Consider the following 14153-nt stretch of genomic DNA (forward strand, 5'->3'; position numbering starts at 1 on the left):
TCATCTTACCGTGGGGCCACAACAACGCCTTCGGTCAGGGCGTGCAGAAGCCGACAGCCGTCCGAAAGGGGGCGCGCCCGCCGCGGCACGTCGGGATTTACCCGGCGACGATCCCGGCGGCGACTGCCAGACCGACCAGATGGGATTTCGTGCTGGCCCCGACACGGCGCCGCGCCTCGGTGAGGTGTTCGTCGACGGTGGTCTTCGAGATGCCGAGCCGCCGGGCGGTCTCCTTCGCCGTCAGACCCAGTGCCGCGAGCCGCACCACCTCGGTCTGTCTCGGCGTGAGCGCGTGGGCGACATCTGAGATGTCCGGTTCGAGGATGGTCATTCCGGTCCTCTCTCGTGCTCAGGCTCTGGGGCGGGCTCGACGTGTCCCGGAAGTGCTCTGTGCTTCCGGGACGTAACTGTGCGTCATGTCCCGGGGGCTGCGCGTTTTGCGACCATCCTGAAGGGCCCCCCTAAAACTGTTCTTGCACGAGTCTTGCGCCGGCCGGCCGCCGCATCGCCCCCCCCGGGCCGGGGTCTTCAGCGCGGCGGGCAGCTCCGCGCAAGACCGGGGCTAGGCCGGCTTTAGCCGCCCGGGCCACACTGTGCCGGGCCGCCCGCCCGTGCATCGCGTGCCGGCCGACTACCGCCTGCCCCCGCAACGCCCACGGCGACGGCGAGGAGAACCCATGAGTGACCGGCTCACGCACATCCTCGACGAGGTACGCCAGTACCACCGAGAGACCAGTGACAACAGGGAATTCGTCGCCGGCGTCACGGAGATCTGGCCGTCCGGGGCCGTGCTCGACGACGCGGACAGGGCGGCCCTGGTCGAGGCGGCGCTGACCCTGCGGATCGCGGCGGGCCGATCGGCCCGCAAGTTCGAATCGGCCTTCGCCCGGCGCATGGGCCGCCGGAAGGCGCATCTCACCAACTCCGGTTCCTCGGCGAACCTCCTTGCCCTCACCGCCCTCACCTCACCCCAGCTCGAACAGCGCAGGCTCGTGCCGGGCGACGAGGTGATCACGGTGGCGGCGGGCTTCCCCACGACCGTCAACCCCATCCTGCAGAACGGACTCGTGCCGGTCTTCGTCGACATCGACCTGCGCACGTACAACACGACCGCGGAGCGCGTCGAGAGGGCCATCGGGCCCCGCACCCGGGCCATCATGATCGCGCACGCCCTCGGCAACCCCTTCGAGGTGGCGGAGGTGGCCCAACTCGCCGAGGAACACGACCTGCTGCTGATCGAGGACACCTGCGACGCGGTCGGCAGCACCTACAAGGGACAGCTCGTGGGCACCTTCGGCGACCTCGCCACCGTCAGCTTCTATCCGGCCCATCACCTGACGATGGGCGAGGGTGGCTGCGTGCTCACCTCGAACCTGGCCCTGGCCCGGATCGTGGAGTCGCTGCGGGACTGGGGCCGGGACTGCTGGTGCGAACCGGGAGAGAGCGACACCTGCCGCAAGCGGTTCGGTTACCAGATGGGGACGCTCCCGGCCGGCTACGACCACAAGTACATCTTCTCCCACGTGGGCTACAACCTGAAGACGACCGATCTTCAGGCCGCGCTCGGCCTGTCCCAGTTGGACAAGCTGGACGACTTCTGCGCCGCGCGGCGGCGCAACTGGGGGCGGCTGCGCTCGGGTCTCGCCGAGGTGCCCTGGCTGCTGCTGCCGGAGCCCGCGCCCGGCAGCGACCCGAGCTGGTTCGGATTCGCCATCACCGTCGATCCCGAAGCGCCCTTCAAGCGCGCGGAGCTCGTCGACTTCCTGGAGAGCCGCAAGATCGGCACGCGCCGGCTCTTCGCGGGCAACCTGACCCGTCACCCCGCCTACCTCGGCCGCGAGTTCCGCGTCTGCGGCGAGCTGACCAACAGCGACATCGTCACCGAACACACCTTCTGGATCGGTGTCTACCCCGGTCTCACCGAGGAGATGATCGACTACGTCATCGCCTCGGTCACCGAGTTCGCGGGGGCCCACAGGTGACCGTGCCCGACTCCGTCCGGGCCGCGCCGCGGCTCAAGGCCCGGCGGGCCACCGGGCTGCGCGACCGGATCGCCCGGTCCGCGGCCGCGCCGGCCGGCGACAGCGCGGCCGAGGTCCGCCAATGGCTCGGGCGGCGCCGCGCGCAGGCTTCGTTCGCGGTCGACCGCATTCCTTTCGAAGCGCTGGAGGACTGGTCGTTTGCCCCGGAGACCGGAAACCTCGCCCACCGCAGCGGCCGGTTCTTCACCGTGGAAGGGCTGCACGCCGTGATCGGTGAGCATCCCGAGCGGACCGAGTGGCACCAGCCCGTCATCGTCCAGTCCGAGGTCGGAATCCTGGGCATCCTCGCCCGGGAGTTCGACGGAGTGCTGCACTTCTTGATGCAGGCCAAGATGGAGCCGGGCAACCCCGGACTGCTCCAGCTCTCGCCCACCGTGCAGGCCACGTACAGCAACTACACCAAGGTCCACAAGGGCGCGGCCGTCCGCTACCTGGAGTACTTCACCGACCCCTCCAGGGGGCGCGTCCTCACGGACGTACTGCAGTCCGAGCACGGTGCCTGGTTCCACCGCAAGCGCAACCGCAACATGATCGTCGAGACGAGCGACCCGGTACCCGAGCACGAGGACTTCCGCTGGCTCACCCTGCGCCAGATCCACCAGCTTCTTCGGCACGACAACACCGTGAACATGGACGCCCGTTCGGTTCTCGCCGCCCTGCCGGGGCGCTGCACGCCGCACGCGTTGCACTCGGACACGGAGCTGCTGTCCTGGCTGGCCCTGCGCCGGGCCGCGACCCCGATCCGCAGCGAACGCATCCCGCTCGCCGGCGTAGCGGGCTGGACGCGCGGCGTCTCCTCGATCGACCACGACGACGACCGCTACTTCCGCACGGTGGCCGTGTCGGTACGGGCGAGCAACCGCGAGGTCGGCCACTGGACACAGCCGTTGATCGAGCCTCGCGGCGAAGGCGTGGTCGCCTTCGTCACCCGCACGATCGCGGGCGTGCCGCACGTGCTGGCCCGGGCCCGCGCCGAAGGCGGCTCCACCGAGGTGGAGCTGGGACCCACGGTCCAGTGCCAGCCCAGCAGCCATGCCCATCTGCCCGTCGCTCAGCGACCGCTCTTCCTCGACCTGGTCACGACGGCGCCCCCGTCGCGGGTCCGCTACCGCGCCCTGCACTCCGAGGAAGGCGGCCGTTTCCTGAACTCGGTGAGCCGCTACCTCGTCGTGACGGCCGACGAGGGCGACGCGCCGCTCGACGAGCCGCCCGGGTTCTGCTGGGTCTCGCGAGACCAGCTCGCCGCGCTCACCCGGTACAGCCACTACGTCAACGTCCAGGCGCGGACCCTGCTGTTGTGCCTGAACTCGCTGGACGAAGACGCCTGAGCCGGCGCCCGCTCACCGCCAGGGGCCACCCGCGAGCGGTTCCCACCAGGAGCGGTGGTCCCGGTACCAGGCGACCGTCTCGGCGAGCCCGGACGCGAAGTCCCGTCGAGGAAGGTAGCCCAGTTCGCCGCGAGCCTTGAGGTCGAGGATCGAGTACCGCCGGTCGTGCCCCTTGCGATCCGCCACGTGACGCACCTGGTCCCAGGTGCCGCCACAGAGCTTGAGCAGCAGCTCCGTCAGTTCGCGGTTGGTCAGCTCGGTGCCGCCGCCGAGGTTGTAGACCTCGCCCGGACGTCCGCCGGTGCGTACGAGATCCACCCCGAGGCAGTGGTCCTCGACGTGCAGCCATTCCCGTACGTGCTCGCCGTCGCCGTACAGCGGTACATCGTGGCCCGTCAGCAGCCTGCAGACGAAGAGGGGGATGATCTTCTCCGGGAACTGCCGCGGCCCGTAGTTGTTGCTGCACCGGGTCACCCGGACGTCCAGGCCGTGGGTGCGGTGGTAGGAGAGAGCGATCAGATCGGAGCCCGCCTTGGAAGCCGCGTACGGGGAGTTGGGGCCGAGGGCGTCCTCCTCGGTGAAGCGGCCGGCCGCGACGGACCCGTAGACCTCGTCGGTGGACACGTGCACGAAGCGGCCGACCCCCCGGCGCAGTGCCGCGTCGAGGAGCGTCTGGGTGCCGGTCACGTTGGTGCGTACGAACGCGCCCGCGCCCGCGATGGACCGGTCGACGTGGGACTCGGCCGCGAAGTGCACCACCTGGTCGGTCCGGGACATGAGGCGGTCCACGAGCGCGGCGTCGCAGATGTCTCCCTGGACGAAGCTCAGCCGCGGGTGCGTGACGTCCAGGTTGTCGATCCGGCCCGCGTAGGTCAGTTTGTCGAGCACGGTCACGTGGGAGACCTCTACGGGGCCGGGCGCGAGCAGCATCCGGACGTACGCGGAACCGATGAAGCCGGCCGCGCCGGTGACCAGCAGACGCATCACTCCTCCATGAGCTCGGCGGGCGTCGGGTTGAGCTGGTGGGCGAGGGCGCTGCGCATGACGTACTGGCCGTAGGGCGAGCCGTCCATCTCGGCGCCGAGGCGGTAGCAGTCGTCCGCGCCGATGAAGCCCATGTACATGGCGATCTCTTCGACGCAGCCCAGACTGATGCCCTGGTGATGCTGTATGTCCCGGACGAACCGGCCCGCGTCGAGCAGCGATTCGTGGGTTCCGGCGTCCAGCCAGGTGACGCCCCGGCCGAGCCACACCAGGTCTGCGCGGCCCTCGGCCAGGTACGCGCGCAGGACGTCCGTGATCTCCAGCTCGCCGCGGCTGGAGGGGCGCAGCCCGCGGGCGATGTCCGTCACCGTGTCGTCGAAGAAGTACAGGCCCGGGATCGCGAGGTTGGAGCGCGGCCGCTCCGGTTTCTCCTCGATGGAGACAAGCCGGCCCTTCGCGTCGATCTCGGCGACGCCGAAGTGCTGGGGCTCGGCGACCTGATGCCCGAAGAGGACACAGCCGCGCAACCTGCGCACCGTTCTGCGCAGCATGGAGGGCAGCTTGGCGCCGTGGAAGAGGTTGTCGCCGAGGATCAGGGCGCACTCCTCGCCCGCGATGTGCGGGGCACCGACGAGGAAGGCGTCGGCGATGCCCCGCGGTTCCTCCTGGGCCGCGTAGTCGATGCGCATGCCCAGCCTGCTGCCGTCGCCGAACAGCTTGCGGAACAGCACGAGTTCCGCGGGCCGGGCGATGATGAGCACGTCGTCGATGCCGGTGAGCATCAGCACGGACAACGGGTAGTACACCATGGGCTTGTCGTAGACCGGAGCGAGCTGCTTGGAACCCACGAGGGTGAGGGGCTGAAGCCGGGTCCCGTTGCCGCCCGCCAGGATGATGCCCTTCACCGGCGCGGATTCTTGTAGAGGGCCTGCCAGAGATAGCTCCACGGAAGGGCGCGGCCGTCACCGACGCAGGTCCAGGCGGGGCCCGGCCGGTATCCGTCGACGAAGGCGGGGACCGCGGCCTGCACCGCCTCGCTGTCGTGGATGTCCAGCAGCTGTCGCAGGGGCCCGTTCTCCAGCGCCATCTGTACGGCCTCCTCGCCCTGCAGATAGCCGTCCAGGCTCTTGTCGATGTACTTGCCGACCGGGTTCTTCACGTAGAAGGCCGAGCAGGTCGCGTCGATCAGGTCGAGATAGGACCGGACCGTCTCCGGAGCCATCTCGGTCATCGAGTGGATGTTGATGCACAGGTCGAAGCGCTCCGAGCGCAGGGAGGTGTCCGTCAGACTCTCGACCTCGATGAAATCGATCAGCTTGAAGCGGGGCTCGTCCAGGACCTCGCGCAGATAGGCCCTGCTCAGCTCCAGCGTGTTCTTCAGGTCGACGACGCAGTAGCCGGAGAGATCGTGATTGGACATGATCATGTGGCACGTGCGTCCGTAGCCGGCGCCGATCTCCAGGACCCTGGCGCCGTCCAGGTCGATCCCGCTCTCGATGAAACCGACCTCGAACGTCGCCTGCAGATAGTCCAGGCAGAGCGTCTCGCCCTGACACCGCACCGTGGTCGGGCCGCCGACCTCCCGGTTGGGGGTCCTGCTGATCCGAGCCAGCTCCTGCGGGGTCAGCGCCATCCCCAGGTTGTAGGCCAGCGTCTTGAGGTAGCGGACCCCGTTCGTCGACGGGTCCCAGAGGGAGAGCTTGAAGTTCCTCGGGTCGGACTTCAGCCGCGTCAGATCGGCGCCGGCGTCCTCAGTGATCCAGCGGTTCTGTATGCGCTCCCACTGGCGGCTGGCCTGGAAGTTGTGTTCCATTTCGCTCCATCCTGGTCTGACGATGCGGTGCGAACGCCTCGCGGAGCAGATCGGCGAAGGGCTCCGGGTGTTCCTGGAAACCGGTGTGTCCCGCGGGGAAGGCGGCCAGCGGGGTGTCGAGCAGCTCGGCGAGGGCCGCCGCGGTCCGGTGGTAGAGCTGCCCCCGGGACGTCGTGCCACCCGCCACGACCACGGGGACGGACGCGGTCCGCAGCGCGTCGAGGTCGGGCCGGTAGCGCGTGGTGGGCTGGAGAATGCGGCCGAAGAAGCGGTCGAGGATCGCCCGGACGTCCTTCGGCGGCGTGTACAGCGCACGGGTCGACGCCTGCCCGGCCGGAGGCGGCGAGGCGAAGCCGACACCGGACAGGGCCGAGTACTTGCGCAGGGCCACGTCCCGGCGCCCTGCGGCGTAGTCCTCGCAGAGATCGTCGATGGCGGCCCGCACCTGCCGCGCGTCGGGCAGCAGCTCGGTCACCGGGGGTTCGTGCGCCACCAGACTGCGCACCGCGTCCGGGTGCCGGGCGAGCAGGGCCAGACCGGTGGTGGCTCCGCCGCTGTTGCCGAACACGTGCGCCGGTCCGGCGTCCAGCTCCGCTATCAGCCGGCGCACGTCGTCCGCGACCAGCTCGGGCGGGGCCGGCTGGTCCGGGTCGCTGAGGGTGCTGCGCAGGATGCCGCGGGGATCGTAGGACACGACGGTGAAGTCCGCGGCGAGCAGGGTCGCGAGGGCCGTGAACCCCCTGCTGCCCATGGGCGAACCGATCATCAGGAGCAGGGGGCCGTGACCCCTCACGTCGTAGCACAGCCGCGCCCCCGGCACGTCCAGGGTGCGGGTCGTGGTGGTGACGTGGGCGGGGCCGTCCTCGTCGGCGCCCTGCCGGGCGCCGTCCGTCGCCGCGTCCATCAGTACGCTTCCTTGGCGTTGACCCAGTCCGGTACGTAGCGCTGCCCCGGCACCGGGCGGTAGTGGTCCCAGCGGGGCTCGTCGCCCGAGGGGGTGTCGCCGAGCACCACCACGCGCAGGCCCCGGCGGTGCTCGGAGTAGTCGTCGACCGCGTAGTGCTGCGTGACCCTGTTGTCCCAGATCGCCACCGAGCCAGGCCGCCACTGGTAGCGGCAGGTGAACTCGGGGGAGGTGGAGAAGCGGTACAGGTACTGCAGGAGCGCGTCGCTCTCGTTCCGGTTCAGTTGCGCGATGTGCGAGGTGTGGGCCCGGTTGACGAACAGGGCCCGGCGGCCCGTCTCCGGGTGGACCCGCACGACGGGGTGCTCGGCCTGGCTGTCCAGGCCCGGAATGTGGATGGAGTGGACGGCGGTGAGCCCGTCGAGCAGATCGCGCAGGGGCGCGGACAGCCCCTCGTACGCCAGATACTGGTTCGACCACATCGTGTCGCCGCCCTGTGCGGGGCCGTCGACGATCTGCAGGACGGAGCCGATGGGCGGGTTCGGGGCGTAGGTCATGTCGGTGTGCCAGATCGGGATCTTGCCGTTCTGCTCCGAGTCGATGATCTGGATCTGCGGATACCCGTCCAGGTGCGGCAGGTAGGCGTGCTCCTCCAGCTCGCCGAACCTGCGGCCGAAGGCGATGCGCGACTCGGCCGACCAGCCCCCCTGGTCCGGAATGAAGATCACCAGGTGTTTCAGCAGCAGCCGCCGCAGCTCGGCGAAGTCCGCGTCGGTGATGTCCTCGAGGCGTACGCCGTGGATCTCGGCGCCCAGCGCACTGGTGAGCGGCCTGACCTCGAAGGCCGTGGTGATGATGTCTGACACGTCAATCCCTCTGTCCGTTGTCTCGGCCTGCCGGGGTTCCACTGCCGGCCCGATGCCCGGCAGATCGCGGGGGCGTGAACGACCGCGCTCGCAGATCGGGTACGACCCCCAACTGCACGAGCCGGTCGAACCTGGTGAGCGGGCGCATGCCGAGGCCCGACATGTTGTACGTGACGAGATAGCTCAGGCGGCGGCTCCTGGCGGTGCCGCGCATGAGACGCCGGCCCATGATCCGGCCACCGCGGGAGGTGCTGGTCATCATGCGCGCCGCGTTGTGACTCATGGCGTGCACGGCCTCGATCCTGCTCATCCGGTCGTCCTCGTAGCCGCGCAGCGCCCGGTCGACGGCGGCGCCGTCGGCGAGGTCGACGTCCGCGAGCCGGGCCGCCAGCCCCTCGGCCTCGTCGATCGAGGTGTTCATCCCCTGAGCCGCCAGGGGGTGGACGACGTGCGCCGCCTCCCCGAGCAGGACGATGCCGGGCCGGACGAGCGCCGGGGCCCGGTAGTGCCAGACCGGCATCAACTGGCGGTGTTCCAGGTGCGCTTCGAGCAGCCCCTCGATCGGGCGCAGCGCGGGCACCTGATCAACGAGCCCCGCACACCAGCGCCGCAGCTCGGCCGGTCCGGCCCCGCGGAGCTCGTCCGCCCCCACCTGGACGTAGACCCGGATCCGCGCGTCCGGCAGCGGATAGAGCATGACCAGGCCGCGGTCCGTGACGTGGGCCGACACCTCGTCGTCCACCGGCAGCGTGCCGGGCAGCTCGAAGGAGAGCAACCGGTGGTCGTACGCGACGGGTTCGGCGTCGATGCCCGCGAGCCCCCGCAGGCGCGAGGACATGCCGTCGGCCGCCACGACCAGGCGGGCCCGGATGTCGACGGCCGCGCCGTCCACCATGGCGCGCACCCCCGAGACACGGCCCCCGCCGTCCGTGGCCAGCTCCTTGACCAGGACACCGCGGCGCACGCGTACCGTCGGGCCGAGCGAGGCGGCCATGCACTCCAGAATCGTCGAGTAGCCGTGGGCGAGCATCCAGGGCCGTGCGCCGCCGAGCATCGCGAAGTCCATGGCCATCAGCTCCTCCCCGTCGGCCGTACGGGCGACGAGGCGACTCAGCCGGACCGCCCTCCTGGCTTCGAGGTGCCCGAGCGAGCCCCACGTGTGCAGGGAGTCCAGGGACCCGGGCTGGAGCACCTCGCCCTTCCAGAGCGAGGGCTGGGTCCGCCGCTTGTCCACCAGCGTGACCCGCAGACCCAGTTGGCCGAGGGCGCAGGCCGCCGCCGTCCCGGCGACCCCGGAACCGCAGATCAGCACGTCGGTGTCGAAGGCGGTGTCCGGCGGGCGGCCGGTGCCGTGTCCGTTCGTCACGACGCCTCCCGCTGCGCCACCGGGCCGGCGGCGAGGGCGCTGCGGTAGGCGCCCAACGCCCGCAGGGCAAGCCCGTTCCCGATCAGGCCGTCCGCGTAGTAGGCCAGACGCCGGATGTGCAGACAGACCGGGTTCGCGTCCCAGAGCCCGTCGTCGCCCTGCGCCGAGACGATCCATTCCGCCGCCCGCCGCAACCGGTCGTCCTGGGCGGGCAGACCGGCGGCGAGCAGGCCGCGCAGGGCCCAGGCGGTCTCCTCGACGGTGCCCCGCGACGGATCGTCGCCGGGCGTGCCGGTATCGCCCGGACCCCAGGAACCGTCGGCCAACTGCCCTGCCAGGAGGGCCTCGCGGGCGCGCCGCGCCGAGGGGCGGTCGCCCACTCCGCCGCGGGCGAAGGCCACGAGCGCCGTGGCCGTCGCCGCGGTGAGGCCCCGGTACCACAGGCCCTCGTAGGTGCCGTCGGGCCGTTGGGCGGCGAGCAGCCAGTCCAGCGCCTTGGCGATCCTGGGGTCGTCGCGGGACAGACCGCCGTCGAGCAGGGACTCGACGCACTGGGCCGTCGTGTAGGGGCAAGGGCCGTCGTTGGCGAGTGTGGTGTCCGGGACGAAGGTCCCCCACGAGCCCCGGCCGTCCTGCCGCGAGACGAGCCAGTCGAGTCCGGTCCGCAGGTGTTCCGCGGGCTCCTCGCCGCCGGCGGGGGTGAGCGCGGACAGCACGTTGGCGCTGTCCAGGAAGTTCGGCCACCCGTGGGGGCCTTCCCAGCCCCAGCCGCCCGGCGGCGCGTCGTAGAGGGGGAACGCCTGGTCCTGCTGGCATCCGCGCAGCCACTGCCGGGCCCGGGCCAGCCGCGGATCGTCCCGGTAACCGGCGTCCGCCAGGCCGCGGGCGACATAGGACCCGCCGATCAGGTCGAGCCCCTGCATGATGTGCCAGGAGCCGTCGGGCCGTACGTTCGACCGCAGGTAGTCGACGGTGGCGGAGATCATGGGCTCGGGGGCCCCGGTACGGCACAGGCCGATACAGACCACGGCGGCGAGCCAGTTGTCCCCGCCGTATCCTCCACGATCGTTCTCCCCGCGCTCCATCTCCCGCAGCAGGCGCAGCGCGGTCGGCCGGGCCAGCCGGTGCAGCAGCCCTCCGACGCCCTTCGGGGCTGCGTCGTGAGCCTGGATGAACGCCATGGCCACGAAGGGCGCGGCCCGGAAGGAGAGCCGGGGCCGCCACAGCCGCCGGGGCAGCAGCAGCAACTCCAGAGGGATGCGCCGCGATCCGCGCAGGCTCCGCAGCCCGGCCAGGGCGAGGAACGTCGTCGCCATGTGGACCATCCCGGGGTCGGCGAGCGACTCCACACCGCCGAGCGACCTGATCAGGTCCAGCGCACGCCGCGCAGGCTCCCCGGCCGTCCGCGGAGCCGTCAGCGTGAGGGCCGACGCCGTCACCACGGTGGGCACCAACTGCGAGGCCGCGCCGGGCACTCCGCCCCAGCCACCGTCCGCGTTCTGGACGGCCACCAGCCACTGTGCCCCGCGCTCGACCAGGTCGCGTGAGCGCTCCGGGTCGGCGAGGTGCAGGGCGACCACGGCGCCGGCGGTCCCCAGGACCGCGGTGGGGCGGCGGTTCGGCCAGGAACCCTGGGGGCGCTGGATCGCGAACAGCGCCTGCGCGGCGCGCGCGACCGAACTCTCCACCCGGCTGTCCACATCTGAGCACAAAACGAACCGTCCTCCTCAGGAAAAGCGGGCCGGTGCCGCCGCCGCGTCCCCGTCGGGGCGGGCGGGGGTGCCGTGCGGGAACTCGTGCCGGGCACGCATGGCCTGCTGGGTGCCGAGCGTGACGGCGAGCATCGGAGCGAGAATCCCGATCGCGACGAGACCGCCGAGGCCGGGCACCAGGAAAACGGCCGCCAGCACCATCCGTTCGACGACCAGGACCTCGTGCGACCGCAGGGCGAGACGGGCCGCGGGCTCGGGTCCGGACGCGTACAGCATGCCGAAGGCACCGCCGCCGAGTCCCGCCGCGACCAGGAGTGTCACGAGGCCGCCCTCCCGGTCGCCCGTCATGGTGAGCAGGCCGGCCGCGGCCACGGAGACGGCCAGCGCGTAGAGCCCCGCCGCCGTGCGGACGGCCGCCCGGGGCCCGCGACGGACCGGGAAGGTGGCGTATCCGCCGGCGCGGTCACCGGCGACGTCCCGCAGCGTGCCGACGAGATTGGACGCGGCGTCGTGCGCCCAGAACACCGGGACGAACAGGAGGATCCGCACCGGAGGGAGGTCCGAGGCCGTCATCGCCCCGAAGACGAGCGCCCCGCCGGTCAGCGATCCGCGCACCAGGTTGCCCAGCAGCCCCCTGGCCTTGAAGAAGCCGTTGTAGGCCAGCGCCCCGCCGATACCGGCCGCGGTCACGATGAGGGTGCGGTAGTTGACGGCGGCCGCCGTGACGACGGCGGCCGCGGCCAGGGCGCTGCCGCAGCAGACCGCCGTGCGGGGGCGGATCAGGCCCGAGGGAATGGGCCGTTGCGGTTTGCTGACCCCGTCGAGCTCGCGGTCGAGGTAGTCACCGAGATAGTGCGCCGCGACCCAGATCAAGGTGGGTACGGCCCAGGCCGCCACCATCCGCGCGTCGTCGTGCCGGTCGCTGGTGATGGCGTGTCCGGCAAGGCCGACCAGGCCCACGTACCAGAGCGTGTACGGCCGCCAGGTGCGCACATGGGCCATGAGCGTGGCGCCGAGCCCGAGTCCGTGCCCGCCCACCTCAGGTGCTCCTCGTGGCAGGACGTTCGGTGGCGCTGCCGGCCGGCACGCCGCCGTTCACCGTCGGGTCGGGCGTCCACGGCTGGTCGGACGCCGCGCCGACGGTGTGGCACAGGGTGCCGATACCCGCCAGGGACACCTCGACCCGGTCGCCCACCGACAGGGGGCCCGAGCCGGCCGGGGTCCCGGTGAGGATCACGTCGCCGGGAAGCAGCGACATGTGCCGGCTGACCACCGCGACGATTTCGTGCACCGGGGTGAGCAGGCCGCGGGTGCCGCCGTCCTGGCGGACCTCGCCGTTGACCCGGCAGGTGATCGGTACGTCCGCCGGGTCGAGGCCGGTGGCCAGCCACGGCCCCAGCGGCGTGAAGGTGTCGAAGTGCTTCGCCCAGACCGGCGGGTGCCCGCCCGGTCCCTCCGGGGCGCCGCGCACGTACGCGGTGAGGTCGTCGGCGCAGGTGTATCCGGCCACGACCTCCGCCGCGCGCTCCGCGGGGACACCCTTGCAGGCCGTCCCGATCACCACCGCCAACTCGGCCTCGTGCCGCAGCTCCCAGGGATCTCCCGGGTGGCCGACCACGGCTCCGTGCCCGGCCAGCGTCGACGGCGGCTTCAGTACGACGGCGCAGGACGCGGGGTCCGCGGGGCGCCCGGGGCCGGCCGCCGACCCCTGCGGGGCGTAGTTGAGCGCGACGCAGGCGATCTTGCTCGGCTCGGCGGGCGGCAGCAGCGTGACCTCGCCGAGCGGACGCGCCGGACCGGTGCCGTCGACCCAGCGCCGGGCCCGGTCGTCGTACCGTACGGGCGCGAGGAGATCACCGTTCTCCTCGTGTACGACGCGCCCGTACCCGCGCCGGCCGTGGTCGGCGTATCTGCAGATCAACACCTGTGGCTCCCTGTTCACCAGCGCAGACGGGGGGACTTACCAGGCGACCGGCAGCTCCTCGAGGCCCAGCGTCACGTGCCCGCCCCGCCAGCCGAGGCTCTCCAGCGGCACGGCCGGCCGCAGGTCCGGCAAACGCCGCAGCAGCGTCGAGAAGGCCGTCTTGATTTCGAGCCGTGCCAGGGCCGCCCCCAGGCAGTGGTGCGCGCCGTAGCCGAACGCGAGATGCGGGTTCGGCCCGCGCGTGACGTCGCAGCGTTCGCTGTCGGGGAAGACCGACTCGTCGCGGTTGGCCGCGTTGACCGACACCTGGACCAGATCCCCCGCGCGGATCTCCTGCCCGCCCAGCCGCACCGTCCGGGTGGCCACCTGGACGCGGTTGACGTCGATGACGGGCTGACAGCGCAGGATTTCCTCGACGGCGGGGCCGACGAGGTCCGGGTCGGCACGCACCTTGTCCAGCTGGTCCGGGTTGCGGAACAGCCGCACCATCCCGGCGCCGATCGCCGTCTGGGTCGTCTCCAGGCCGCCCGCGAGGACGACGACGGTCAGCGACAGCAGCTCCTCCATGGACAGCGCGTCATCGCTGTCGTGGGCGTGGACCAACCTGGTCAGGATGGACGCCTCCGGTGCGAGACCGCCGCGCAGCGCCGCGCGGTCGACCGGCACCCGGCGGGCGATGTAGGCACTCAGTTCCCGCCACGCCTGCTGGTCGGGGCCGTCCGCGCCGAGCCTGGTGATGCGCTCGCACCAGCCGCTCAGCACCTGGCGGTCCTCGACGGGGAAACCGAGCAGCTCGCAGATGGCGAGGGCGGGCAGCGGAACGGCCAGATGCGCCACGAGGTCCGCCGGCGGCCCCGTCTCCTCCATGGCGTCGATCAGTTCGTCGGTCCACGCCTGGATGCGGGGCGTCATGGCCTCGATCCGCCGGACGGTGAACGCCTTGGACACCAGGGCGCGCAGTTCGTTGTGGGCGCGGCCGTCCATGTTCACCGACCGTGCGCCGCCCGGTGTTTCGCCGGCCTGCCGGGCGCGCTCGCCCATGACGTCCCGGGTGAAGCTCCGGTCGCTCAGCACGGTCCGGACGTCTTCGTTACGGGTCACCAGCCACGCCTCTTGCCCATCTGCCAGCAGCACCCGCGGAAGCGTTTCCCGGTGGCGCAGTTCGACCAGGCGCGGATGCAGTTCGCCCGCGGAGTCCGCGGAGCTGAGAAAAT

13 protein-coding genes are annotated in these 14153 nt (G+C 71.5%); 2 read left to right on the top strand and 11 right to left on the bottom strand.

Translation table 11 applies throughout. From position 1 onward, the window contains the following. Positions 1–97: 97 nt before the first annotated feature. Positions 98–331, bottom strand: coding sequence for a helix-turn-helix transcriptional regulator (locus ACGH52_RS29145; protein ID WP_076976715.1), 234 nt, complete (start codon positions 329–331; stop codon positions 98–100). A gap of 346 nt (positions 332–677) precedes the next feature. Between ACGH52_RS29145 and rfbH the strand changes: the two genes are divergently transcribed. Continuing rightward, positions 678–1982 carry a lipopolysaccharide biosynthesis protein RfbH gene (gene rfbH, locus ACGH52_RS29150; protein WP_076976716.1) on the top strand — a complete coding sequence of 435 codons (1305 nt, stop codon included), beginning with the start codon at positions 678–680 and terminating at the stop codon, positions 1980–1982. A gap of 2 nt (positions 1983–1984) precedes the next feature. Further along, the gene (locus ACGH52_RS29155) at positions 1985–3370 is read left to right on the top strand and encodes an NDP-hexose 2,3-dehydratase family protein (RefSeq protein ID WP_399943573.1); all 1386 of its coding nucleotides are present in this window, start codon (positions 1985–1987) and stop codon (positions 3368–3370) included. 12 nt (positions 3371–3382) lie between these two features. Here ACGH52_RS29155 and rfbB read toward each other — a convergent pair whose 3' ends face one another. Genes rfbB through ACGH52_RS29205 form a run of 10 tightly spaced genes read right to left on the bottom strand, consistent with a single transcriptional unit; the run spans position 3383 to position 14040 of the window. Next, entirely contained in the window at positions 3383–4354 is a 972-nt protein-coding gene (gene rfbB / locus ACGH52_RS29160; protein WP_121704200.1) for a dTDP-glucose 4,6-dehydratase, read from the bottom strand. Beyond that, entirely contained in the window at positions 4354–5259 is a 906-nt protein-coding gene (gene rfbA, locus ACGH52_RS29165) for a glucose-1-phosphate thymidylyltransferase RfbA (protein ID WP_121704201.1), read from the bottom strand. Before rfbA ends, rfbB begins: the two co-directional genes overlap by 1 nt. Further along, entirely contained in the window at positions 5256–6167 is a 912-nt protein-coding gene (locus ACGH52_RS29170; RefSeq protein WP_076976720.1) for a putative sugar O-methyltransferase, read from the bottom strand. Before ACGH52_RS29170 ends, rfbA begins: the two co-directional genes overlap by 4 nt. Beyond that, positions 6106–7071: an alpha/beta fold hydrolase gene (locus ACGH52_RS29175; RefSeq protein WP_121704202.1), complete on the bottom strand. Its 966-nt coding sequence runs from the start codon at positions 7069–7071 to the stop codon at positions 6106–6108. Before ACGH52_RS29175 ends, ACGH52_RS29170 begins: the two co-directional genes overlap by 62 nt. Beyond that, positions 7071–7937, bottom strand: a complete 867-nt coding sequence (locus tag ACGH52_RS29180; protein WP_202977698.1) for a TauD/TfdA family dioxygenase — start codon at positions 7935–7937, stop codon at positions 7071–7073. The genes ACGH52_RS29175 and ACGH52_RS29180 overlap by 1 nt, the downstream gene beginning before the upstream one ends. A gap of 1 nt (position 7938) precedes the next feature. Further along, the gene (locus ACGH52_RS29185; RefSeq protein ID WP_210974519.1) at positions 7939–9303 is read right to left on the bottom strand and encodes an NAD(P)/FAD-dependent oxidoreductase; all 1365 of its coding nucleotides are present in this window, start codon (positions 9301–9303) and stop codon (positions 7939–7941) included. Beyond that, on the bottom strand, positions 9300–10991 hold the full coding sequence (locus ACGH52_RS29190; RefSeq protein WP_399943580.1) for a prenyltransferase/squalene oxidase repeat-containing protein: 1692 nt from the start codon (positions 10989–10991) through the stop codon (positions 9300–9302). Before ACGH52_RS29190 ends, ACGH52_RS29185 begins: the two co-directional genes overlap by 4 nt. 39 nt (positions 10992–11030) lie before the next feature. Continuing rightward, a complete protein-coding gene (locus ACGH52_RS29195; RefSeq protein ID WP_121704205.1) occupies positions 11031–12053 on the bottom strand; it encodes a UbiA family prenyltransferase in 1023 nt (340 codons plus the stop codon). 1 nt (position 12054) lies between these two features. Beyond that, positions 12055–12939, bottom strand: coding sequence for a fumarylacetoacetate hydrolase family protein (locus ACGH52_RS29200; protein WP_210974522.1), 885 nt, complete (start codon positions 12937–12939; stop codon positions 12055–12057). Positions 12940–12975: 36 nt separating this feature from the next. After that, complete coding sequence (locus ACGH52_RS29205; protein ID WP_399943584.1) at positions 12976–14040, bottom strand: cytochrome P450; 1065 nt, start codon at positions 14038–14040, stop codon at positions 12976–12978. Positions 14041–14153 lie beyond the last annotated feature (113 nt).

It is taken from the genome of Streptomyces sp. BBFR25, assembly GCF_044590125.1.
GTDB classification, from domain to species: Bacteria; Actinomycetota; Actinomycetes; order Streptomycetales; family Streptomycetaceae; genus Streptomyces; species Streptomyces canus_D.